Source organism: Oleiphilus sp. HI0080 (genome assembly GCF_001635135.1).
Genome location: NZ_LWFU01000342.1, coordinates 1 through 10,053 on the forward strand (window position 1 = coordinate 1; position 10,053 = coordinate 10,053).

At 47.4% G+C, this 10,053-nt stretch carries 10 protein-coding genes; 3 read left to right on the plus strand and 7 right to left on the minus strand.

Features of this window, described 5'->3' with window-relative positions:
* The 3 genes from A3751_RS04800 to A3751_RS04810 form a co-directional block, all read left to right on the plus strand.
* On the plus strand, positions 1 to 545 hold a 545-nt coding region (locus tag A3751_RS04800; RefSeq protein WP_197466179.1), incomplete at its 5' end, for a ribonuclease E/G.
* A 37-nt stretch (positions 546 to 582) separates the two neighbouring features.
* Positions 583 to 4,407, plus strand: a complete 3,825-nt coding sequence (locus tag A3751_RS04805; protein ID WP_068452842.1) for a YhdP family protein — start codon at positions 583 to 585, stop codon at positions 4,405 to 4,407.
* A 13-nt stretch (positions 4,408 to 4,420) separates the two neighbouring features.
* Positions 4,421 to 5,239 (plus strand): carbon-nitrogen hydrolase family protein, encoded by an 819-nt coding sequence (locus tag A3751_RS04810; RefSeq protein ID WP_068452845.1) that lies wholly within the window; start codon positions 4,421 to 4,423, stop codon positions 5,237 to 5,239.
* A gap of 17 nt (positions 5,240 to 5,256) precedes the next feature.
* Here A3751_RS04810 and yjgA read toward each other — a convergent pair whose 3' ends face one another.
* The 7 genes from yjgA to rpoN form a co-directional block, all read right to left on the minus strand.
* On the minus strand, positions 5,257 to 5,793 hold the full coding sequence (gene yjgA, locus A3751_RS04815) for a ribosome biogenesis factor YjgA (RefSeq protein ID WP_068452846.1): 537 nt from the start codon (positions 5,791 to 5,793) through the stop codon (positions 5,257 to 5,259).
* Between the two features lie 23 nt (positions 5,794 to 5,816).
* Entirely contained in the window at positions 5,817 to 7,178 is a 1,362-nt protein-coding gene (gene mgtE / locus A3751_RS04820) for a magnesium transporter (protein WP_068452849.1), read from the minus strand.
* Positions 7,179 to 7,289: 111 nt separating this feature from the next.
* Positions 7,290 to 7,559: an HPr family phosphocarrier protein gene (locus A3751_RS04825; RefSeq protein ID WP_068452852.1), complete on the minus strand. Its 270-nt coding sequence runs from the start codon at positions 7,557 to 7,559 to the stop codon at positions 7,290 to 7,292.
* Between the two features lie 46 nt (positions 7,560 to 7,605).
* Positions 7,606 to 8,481 (minus strand): RNase adapter RapZ, encoded by an 876-nt coding sequence (gene rapZ / locus A3751_RS04830; protein WP_068452854.1) that lies wholly within the window; start codon positions 8,479 to 8,481, stop codon positions 7,606 to 7,608.
* A gap of 32 nt (positions 8,482 to 8,513) precedes the next feature.
* Positions 8,514 to 8,975, minus strand: coding sequence for a PTS IIA-like nitrogen regulatory protein PtsN (gene ptsN / locus A3751_RS04835; protein WP_068452856.1), 462 nt, complete (start codon positions 8,973 to 8,975; stop codon positions 8,514 to 8,516).
* 24 nt (positions 8,976 to 8,999) lie between these two features.
* Positions 9,000 to 9,302: a ribosome hibernation-promoting factor, HPF/YfiA family gene (gene hpf / locus A3751_RS04840; RefSeq protein WP_068452858.1), complete on the minus strand. Its 303-nt coding sequence runs from the start codon at positions 9,300 to 9,302 to the stop codon at positions 9,000 to 9,002.
* 76 nt (positions 9,303 to 9,378) lie between these two features.
* Positions 9,379 to 10,053: RNA polymerase factor sigma-54 (rpoN, locus tag A3751_RS04845; RefSeq protein WP_068452860.1), on the minus strand; the 675-nt coding region annotated here is incomplete at its 5' end.

Consider the following 10,053-nt stretch of genomic DNA (forward strand, 5'->3'; position numbering starts at 1 on the left):
GATTTGTCGGGCATCGCAACCTAGAAGAGACAATCTTTAAAACCAATCTTGAAGCGGCCAGAACAATCGGTCGTCAACTTCGGCTTCGCAATCTTGGCGGAATCATCATTCTCGATTTTATTGATATGGATGACGAAGAGCATCAGCGCCAAGTATTAAGAATGCTGGAAAAGATGCTTGAGCGCGACCATGCACGAACGACAATCAGTTGTGTGTCTGAGCTTGGATTGGTGGAGATGACGCGTAAGCGAACCACGGAGAGTTTGGGGCAGACTCTGTGTGAGCCATGTTCAGTATGTGAGGGGACGGGATTCCTGAAAACTGCTGAGACGGTTTGTTATGAAATAATGCGTGAAATTCTTCGGGTTAGCCGGGCGTATGATGCGTCCGCGTATCTGGTTATGGCATCTCAAAGTGTTATTGATCGGCTTCTCGATGAAGAGTCTGATAACGTCGCTGATCTCGAAACTTTCATAGACAAGCAAATAAAGTTTCAGGTGGAATTGATGTACAATCAGGGGCAGTACGACGTCGTACTCCTCTGATGCTTGAATTTTTTCGCTTGTAGAAAGGCTCCTTGCTTTGAAACGAACCTATAGACTACTCAAATTCAAAGCGAAGCTTGTTGCCTATGTCCTGTTAATAGCGGTTCTCATCTACGTTGTCGCAGGCAGGGCAATCCTTTCGATGACACCGGAATACCGAGTCACTCTTCAAGATTATTTAAGCGAAGAATTACAGATTTCTGTTGAGATTCAACAGATTGAGGTCAAATGGAGCGGCTTTGATCCTATCCTCGAAGCCCGAGGAATAAGCATTAATGGTGCATCTAATGCGCATATAAAAGTCGCTCAGATTAAGTTTGCTTTTCTTAACTCGATTCTTGCACGTGCCCCCCGCATTTACTCAATACGACTGGATACAGCCAACCTTAACTTGGAGCAAGATACTCAAGGTGTCTGGTTCTTGGCGGGAAAAGACCTTTCGCAGCTCAAGCTTCCCGCGAGTTCTGAGAGTTCCGCTGATGCTTACGACTTTGGAGTAGAGCAGATTCTAGACGGTGCGAACCTTAAGTTGGTGGACGCATTTGTTCGCACCTCCTCGCCTGACCGTAGCGATCGTGTTTGGCGTTTGCCATCGGCCAGTCTGAGTTATGTCAGCGGGCGAATTTTTGCGCAAGGTAATGTTATTAGACCCGGTGGGCTGCAGCCTCTGGCGCGCTTTATTTATAACAGTTCGGAGCTTGGTCGTAGTGATAAGTTATCTGGCGAACTGTTTTTAGAGGCGCGTTCGTCTGGTTTTCTCGATGAGCATATCAAAGCCTACCAATGGCATGGCATTTCTATTCAAGCGATTGATGCAAGTGGTCGAGCTTGGGTTAGCCTGAGCGGCCTTACCGTAGAATCTGTGTTCGCGGATATTCAGGTTGCCCAATTAAACTGGAACATTGAGGAAAAGTCCCTCGCTCCGATAGTGAATAGTTCCGTGAGTTTGGGTTGGCACGGTAATGAACACGGTCAACGCATCGACTTATATAATCTTGAGTATCTCTGGAAAGGCGATGAATGTTCGGTGCCGGGCGCCAGTTACGAGGCTGTGTCTGGGCGCGAAGAGATTGCTGTCGAGTCGCTAAACCTTTCCTGCGCAGCCGATATTATGACTTCTTTAGGTATCGTTGATGGTGATTTGGCCCAGAGAATTGATGTAGGAGAGCCTAATGGGCGACTGAACAAGCTTTGGATTAGCACGCATCCTTCTGATTCTCGGGTATTTTCCGTAGAGGCCGAACTTCAGGATGTCGCAATTAAGGGGTATGAGGGAGCGCCCTCTGTTGGTGGTGTTAACGGATATCTTTACACCGATGCGGAATCTGGCTTCGTCGACTTCCAAAGCAACGATTTTTTACTCTTCTTTCCCGAGCTTTACCTAAAGAGCTGGCGTAGCACAGACGCTCAAGGCCGTGTTGCGTGGTGGCAGGATGGGGAAGATTTCATGATTGAATCAGATGGGATTTACTTGCAACTCTATGAAGCATCAGAGGTTTTTGGGGATTTTACGCTTCGCCTGAATAATGATGAACGAGAGGATTATCTCGGCTTAATGCTGGGTATGCGCAACATCATGCTCCCCGATGTGGCTGAATTTGTGCCTTTTTATGTCGTGGATCAGGATTTGTATCGGTGGCTGAGTGACTCTCTCGTAGGAGGCTACGTTGATGAAGGAAAGTATTTCGCCTACGGCAGTATCGAAAATGAGAGCCCTGATAATAGCTTTTCCAGCAGTTTAAGTTTGAAAACAAAGGATGCTGTTTTGAAGTATGAGCGATCCTGGCCGGAGCTGGAGAAACTCAGTATAGATCTCGCGCTTCACGAGGACAGACTTGAAATCTCGGCAGATGATGCGGAAATAAATGGAACAAAAGTTAAGAGGTTGGATGTATTTATGCCGGGCGTGTCGGCTGCGCAAAAAACGCCGCAATTGAATGTGAAGGCCAAACTGCAGTTTGAAGGAGAGGAGTATGCATATTGGCTTAAAGACTCGCCAGTAGCAGAGTCAACCGAGGAGGTCGCGAAGCTCTTGAGTTTTAGTGGTCCTGCGATGGGGGATTTAGATCTGGATCTCTCTTTGGGTGACGAAATAAAGGAGGAGTTTTCGCTTTCACTAATGCTTGATGGTGTGAGAGCCGCGCATCAGGAGAGCCCCTTAGTTGCAGAGGATCTTCGCGGACGATTAGATATCAGTTCCGAATCTGGTGTCTCGGCTGAAAAGATCGATTTGATTTTCTCTGGTGAGCCAGGTGTCCTGAGTATTACCCCTAATGCATTGTCTGATTCGACGTCGATCTCATTACAAAGTGGCCTTGCGGTGCATCAGTTGCTGCCCGAAGATCAGGACTGGTTCTTTGGTCTCGACGGTCAAACAAGATTTGACGCCTTGCTTGAGATTCCCAATGACCCAGAACTTGCCACCCATTTGCGTGTTAATTCGAACCTAGAGGGTATATCGAGCAACTGGCCGGCTCCGCTCACAAAGCTAAGTCGCTCGCGAAACAATGCAGAGGTGCTGGCGACAATCAAACCAAACCAAGTAGATGTCCTGCTTAAACTAAATGGCTCAGCTTTACCTAAAACAACAGCAGAGCTTTTGTTTATTGATGAGGAATTTGAATTTGGCAAAGTGGTTATGTCTGCAGGCGATACAAGGCTAAACGCGAGTGACTACAATTTTTCAGAAGACGGCCTTGGAATCTCACTGTCGACCAACGCGGCAAATCTTGATTCTTGGGTAAGCTATCTGACAAACGAGATACCCGGAGGAGGGGATGGTCAAGGCGCATCCTTGGAATGGCTTCGGGAAGTCAATATTCGTGCGGATGAGCTGGATGTATACGACAACATCATCAAGAGTGTGTCCGCTGTTATTTCTCCAAAGGATGCAGGTTTTTTTGTCGAGTTAAGCGGGCCAAACTCCGTGGGTAGCGTCACAATCAATAATGATACATCGCCTATTTTGATTGACTTGGCGCGTCTGAAACTAGAGGAGAGTGCGCCAGAAGACATCACATACTCTGCTGGGAATGAACCGATTACAAACCCCTTAACCATCGCTGACATGAAATTTTCTGTTGACGAGCTTTACCTGGGTGAGGCGTTTTGGGGGCAATGGAGTTTTTGGACTGAGAAAGACGAAAAAAGCCTTATATTTCGAGACTTGAAGGGCGTGGTTGCTGGCAGTGTCTTGCAGGGGCAACTCTCATGGCGTTACGACAATCAGCAACACTATACGATTTTGACGGTTGATGGTGAGGGGGAGAATCTTGCACCGGTACTCTCGCTATTTGGGCAAGAGTCGCCGCTGACTAGTGACAGCTACGAGACGGAACTCGCGCTTGTATGGCCGGATGCACCAGAAAACTTTTCGCTCTCTTTTCTCTCCGGATCGGCGAACATGACGTTCAGAAATGGTCAAATTAGAACCGATGCACAAGGTGCCGGAATTTTACGTCTTTTTGGTATTTTTAGCCTTGATGCAATTGGGCGACGGTTACGTTTGGATTTCTCTGATATTTATGAGGCCGGTATTTCTTACGATGAGATCGATATGAATGCCGTGATCAGCCAAGGTATCGTGAGTTTGGTCGACCCTTTAGTGATTTCGGGGCCTTCAAGTAACTACGAAGTGAATGGCGATATTAATCTGGCTGCACAAACGCTGGATTTAATAATGTCTGTTGAGTTACCTATTTCAAGTAACGTCCCATTGGCCGCGCTCATGTTAGGCAGTCCAACAATTGGAGGAGCCGTATGGCTGGTAGATAAGGTTCTAGGTGAGCCCCTTTCAAGTTTGTCGACGTTAAATTATGCCCTGACAGGATCCTGGGATGACCCGATCGTGAAGTTGGACTAAGAGGCACGAGTTCATGCGTGATCATGTGAAAAGCCTTCACTGCGGTTTGATTCAAATGTGCAGTAGCGACGATTGGCAGCAAAACTTGTCGGACGCTATAGCATTTATAAAAACCGCCTCATCCAGAGGGGCGCAGTTTATTGTCTTGCCTGAGAATGCGCTTTGTTTTGGTCAAGCTGCAATCAAAGAGTTTGAGCCTCATGTAGCCGAGTGCATCGCGTCTCTTCAGTGCCTGGTCGACGAATTAGGCTGTTATTTACTCTGCGGATCAGTGCCTTTTAAAGCGTCAAGAAAAGACGTTCGATTTCGTTCTAGAAGCTATTTGTTGTGTCCAGATTCGGAGCCTGTTTTTTACGATAAGATCCACCTTTTTGATGTGGATGTGGCGGATGAAGTGGGGGCATATAGGGAGTCCGATACCTATCAGCCGGGCCATGAGCCTAAAACAACCGAGTTGGCTGGCCATATACTCGGTTTGAGTATTTGTTATGACTTAAGGTTTCCGGAGCTGTATCAGTATTATCAGAAAAACGGCGCTACCTTGCTCACTGTTCCCTCCGCCTTTACATACAAAACAGGTAAAGCGCATTGGGAAACGCTATTAAAAGCGAGAGCGATTGAAACCCAAAGTTTTGTGTTGGCCGCGAACCAATGTGGTGATCATGGTAGGGGCCGTGTTACCTGGGGACACAGCATGATTGTTGCGCCTGACGGGGCAATCTTGGCGTCCTGCGCCGATGAGCCTGGGATTTGTATCGCTGAGATTGACCTTAAGCTACTTGAGCAAGTCCGAGCAGCGATGCCACTTAGACAACATAAACGCCTACTATAGAGTAATAGCCATGAGCGTTACCCTAGAATGTCCGCCTCGTACTCTTTCAAGAAGCGAAACAGCTTTTTCGCTGCCCCCGTATTCTTATCGTGCTGACGATCTTTCGCCGCATTACGCGTGAGTTGCCTTAAGGTTTGAATGTTGACTGCGGGGAAGCTTTCAACAAACTCGGTGAGCGCGTCGTTTCCTTCACTAATCAAGCGTTCACGCCATGCTTCGAGAACATGAAGGCGTTTGGCGTAGATGTCGCTTGAAGCATCAAATCGATCAACGACGACCTGGATCGCTTCGATATCCTCGCTGCGCATTAGCTTGCCGATATATTGGAGTTGTCTGCGTTTGGCTTCTCTAGAGTTAATGCGCAGGTAAGTTGTAATGCCTTCATTGAGTTCGTCAGAGACAGGTACTTGAGCAAGCTGGTCTTTGCGCAGTTCGCACAGTTTTTTACCGAGGTCTTGCAGGGCTTCCATCTCTTTTTTTATTTGGGTGCGGCTTTTTACATACTCTTCATCGTCGTCAAAGGAGCTTGGATCAAAGTCGTCGTTCTGGCTCATAAATCTCTCTTACTTAAAATGACTTAGCCGTAGGCGATGGACGCGAGGCCAAGGAAGGAAAGAAATCCTACTACATCGGTAATCGTAGTCAGAATCACGCCTCCTGCAAGCGCTGGATCGATGTTTCTAGACTTCAGGAAGTAGGGTAGCGCCGTGCCGGCGAGTGCTGCGACCACGAGGTTGATTAGTAATGCAGCGGCGATCACCACGCCAATCTTTGGGTCTGAAAACCACAGCACGGCTAGGCCAGAAACAACGATCGCCCAAAGCATGCCATTTAACAGGCTAACTACAAATTCTCTGTTTAATAACCACTTTAGGTTACTAGAACTTATCTGGCCAACGGCCATCCCGCGAATAACCAAGGTGAGTGTCTGGCTTCCAGCGATACCACCCATACTAGCGACGATTGGCATGAGCACGGCAAGTGCGACAACTTGTTCAATGGTCGCTTCAAACATGCCGATGACTCCGGATGCAATAAAGGCTGTGACGAGGTTAATGCCAAGCCAGACGGCGCGCCTTTTCGCGGTTTGCTTTACCGGCGCAAACGTATCGCTGTCTTCATCAAGACCAGCCATACTTAATAACGAATGATCTGCGTCTTCACGGATAACATCAACTACGTCATCAATCGTGATTCTTCCGAGAAGAATACCTTCGTCGTTTACTACGGGCGCCGTTACGAGATCCTGTCGAGCAAATAGCGTAGCAACTTCACTTGAACTGGTGCTGACATTGATTGAAACGGTATCGGTTGCCATTACCTCACGAACTGTCGCACTGGGATTCGAAACAAGCATGGATGTAAGTGGCAGCGTGCCAACCAGAACGCCTTTTCTGCTTACAACAAGCAAGCTGTCGGTCATTTCAGGGAGGCTTCGATGACGACGAAGATAGCGCAGAACAACATCTAGAGTGATATCCGCGCGAATCGTCACGGTATCGGTGTTCATCAAGCCGCCCGCTGTGTCCTCTTCGTACGCTAGGACTTCTTCGACACGTTCACGGTCTTGCGCATCCATTGAGTCGAGTACTTCTGAGGTAATCGTCTCTGGAAGGTTTTGAAGAATGTCAGCGAGGTCATCGGTGTCCAGATCTTCTGTCGCATCGATGACTTCTTGCGCGTTTAACTGGCTGAGGAAATAGGCCTGAACATCTTCATTAAGGTATTGAAGAACGTCGCCACGATAATCCGCTTCAATCAATTGCCAGATAATTTTACGTTGGCGTGGCGGTGACGACTCGAGTAAATGGGCAAGATCACTCGGGGTGAGGCTTTTATTTATCGTGCGCGCGACTTGTTTTAACGACCCAGACTCAATGGCATCCTGGATCGACTGCCATTGCTGATCTGAACTGTTATTGTCGAAATAAGTTGCCATGTGCGCGCCGTTAAAAGGTTCAAGCTAAAAGTATAGCGTAAGACTCAAGAACCTCGGAGATGTTTTCTCAGAAAAACAAAGACTTAATTCGCCTAATTAAAGTGGATTTGGCTAGCTCTCTTCGCCAAACTTGTTAGAAATAAGCGCTTTCAGCGCAGCTAGGGCCTTCGTTTCGTCTGGGCCCTCGACTTGGATGGAAATCTCAGTACCTTTACTGGCTGCAAGCATCATCACGGACATGATGCTTTTTCCATCAACCTCTCGACCATCTTTGCTGATGAGAAAAGAGCTTTCGAAGTGGCAGGTACATTCTACAAACTTCGCTGCGGCGCGGGCGTGAAGACCTAAGTCGTTAATGATTTCCACTGTTTCACATAGCATGCCGAAGTAAGCTCCAAAATATAATAAACAACGAGACTAAGGTATTTTATTGGGTTTTTACAGGAGCTGACAGCTCTTTGTGGCGTATAAGTATATTTTGGTATGTTTGCTTGAAATGATTGCCTATGCGCTCACACAGGTAGACGCTTCGATGTTGTCCGCCAGTGCAACCAATTGCGATGGTCATGTAGCTCCTGTTGTTCGCGGAGAACTTAACGAGCCAGCGCTCTAGTAATTCTGTGATGTCTCGTTCCATATCCGCTACTTCTGGTTGGGAGCCGAGAAAGTTCTGAACGGGCTCATCTAAGCCGGTAAAGCTGCGCAGGGCTGGATCCCAATATGGGTTGGGTAAGCAGCGCACGTCGAACACATAATCCGAGTCGCTCGGAACCCCGTGCTTGAAGCCGAAAGATTGAAACAGCAGCGCCATTTCTTGGGACGTTCGGCCGGCAACGCGCAGTTTGATGTGATCGCGAAGCTCATAAAGCGACATTTCACTGGTATTCACCGTGAGATCTGCTTTTCGGGCTATTGGCTCCAGTAATAATCCTTCGCTTTTAATGGCTTCTTTTAATGAGGTGCTTGGGGTGCTCAGAGGGTGTTTTCTTCTAGTAGCGTGAAAGCGCTTGAGCAGTGTCTCAGCGTCGGCATCAAGATAGATTATATCCATGTCGATGTTTTGGTTTTGGCAGGCTTGATAGAAAACAGGGAAATTTTCTATCCCGCTTTGTTGATTGCGTGCATCAATACTGACGGCTACTTTTGAAAGGCGCTCATCTTTGCTTAATGATGACTGGTTGCCAAGCTCTAAAAGGAGACCTACTGGCAAATTGTCGATGCAATAAAAACCAAGGTCTTCAAGCACGTGGAGTGCGGTGCTTTTGCCTGAGCCAGACCTACCGCTGATAATAACGAGCTTCATAGCATCTCCACGTTCAATGTAATATTTTTTCCTTAGGAAGTCATGAGTGAATAGAGTGCGGTGTCATTATCGGCTTCCCGAAGCTGGTTGCAAAACTCTGTATCGTTAAAGCGCTCTGCAATTTGGCTAAGCAACTCTAGGTGTTCGCTGCTGGCTTCTTTAGGTACGATTAAGACAAACAGTAAGTCGACAGGAAGGTTGTCGATTGCGTCGAAGGCAACCTGTTCTTTTAGAACAAACAGGGCACCAATAACCTGTGTACATTCACCCATACGGCTGTGAGGTATTGCGATACCTTGGCCTATTCCCGTGCTGCCAAGACGCTCTCGTGCGACGAGATTCTCAAACAGGCTGTGTTCGGGTAGGTCGGGTATCTTCGTCGCGATTGTCTCTGCTACATGCTCAAGCACTTTTTTCTTGCTTGAGCCAGGGAAGCCCGTTTGGGTCAGCCCTGGCAGCAGGATAGAGTCAATCGTTATCGAACTCTCGTTCATACTTTATCCAATATTTCTGGGTTTCTAGGCTGCACCGTGAGAGCGCGACACCTGTTTCTCTTTGAGTTTGAGTATTTGTCTATCGAGTTTATCAATAAGCTTGTCGATAGAGGCGTACATGTCTTCGTCCTCAGCTGTTGCGTGAACATCTGTTCCATAAACATGTAAGGTGGCTTCGGCGATCTGTCTCAGCTTTTCTACAGATAGGGTGACTTGCACATTCGTGATACCGTCCACGTGACGCTCGAGTTTCTCTAGCTTTTCGGTTACGTAGTTCTTCATTGACTCAGTGAGTTCAACGTGGTGACCGGCGATATTTACTTGCATAGTTATCTCCTCGTAGATTTTGTTAGCGTAGACGCTAACGGTCTGCTTCTAAATCACAAAACGCTTAATTCGCTTTTTACATCAAGCGTTTCCTTTCATTAGAAGGTGGAATAGACATCGCTTCTCGATATTTCGCTATCGTACGTCTAGCAACGTTAATTCCTTGATCTTTCAGTACTTCTGCAATCTTACTGTCGCTTAGCGGCTTCTTTGGATTTTCAGCGGCAATCAGCTTTTTAATGATGGCTCGGATGGCAGTCGAAGAACACTCGCCGCCAGAGGCAGTGCCAACATGGCTTGAGAAAAAGTACTTTAACTCAAAAATGCCGCGTGGCGTATGCATGTACTTCTGTGTTGTTACGCGCGAAATCGTAGATTCGTGCATGTCGACCGCTTGCGCAATATCGTGAAGAATTAATGGTTTCATTGCTTCTTCACCATAGTCTAGAAAACCCTGTTGGTGCGCAACAATCTTGCTTGCGACTTTGAGTAAGGTTTCATTCCGGCTTTGCAGGCTTTTGATGAACCACTTTGCTTCCTGCAATTGGTCTTTCATGAAGTTGTTGTCGGCGCTGTTGTCTGCACGTTTGATGAAGCCAGCATAGCCGCTATTCACTCGAATTTTAGGAGCGATCTCCGGGTTGAGCTCTACTTTCCAGCGGCCCTTTTCTTTTTTAACAATGACGTCTGGAACGACGTATTCTGGTTCGTTCTGGATAATCGCTTCACCGGGACGCGGGTTGAGAGATTG

Coding starts and splice junctions, on each gene's coding strand:
- A3751_RS04810 (WP_068452845.1), top strand. CDS start 4,421: ATGCGTGATCATGTGAAAAGCCTTCACTGCGGTTTGATTCAAATGTGC.
- yjgA (WP_068452846.1), bottom strand. CDS start 5,793: ATGAGCCAGAACGACGACTTTGATCCAAGCTCCTTTGACGACGATGAA.
- mgtE (WP_068452849.1), bottom strand. CDS start 7,178: ATGGCAACTTATTTCGACAATAACAGTTCAGATCAGCAATGGCAGTCG.
- A3751_RS04825 (WP_068452852.1), bottom strand. CDS start 7,559: ATGCTATGTGAAACAGTGGAAATCATTAACGACTTAGGTCTTCACGCC.
- rapZ (WP_068452854.1), bottom strand. CDS start 8,481: ATGAAGCTCGTTATTATCAGCGGTAGGTCTGGCTCAGGCAAAAGCACC.
- ptsN (WP_068452856.1), bottom strand. CDS start 8,975: ATGAACGAGAGTTCGATAACGATTGACTCTATCCTGCTGCCAGGGCTG.
- hpf (WP_068452858.1), bottom strand. CDS start 9,302: ATGCAAGTAAATATCGCCGGTCACCACGTTGAACTCACTGAGTCAATG.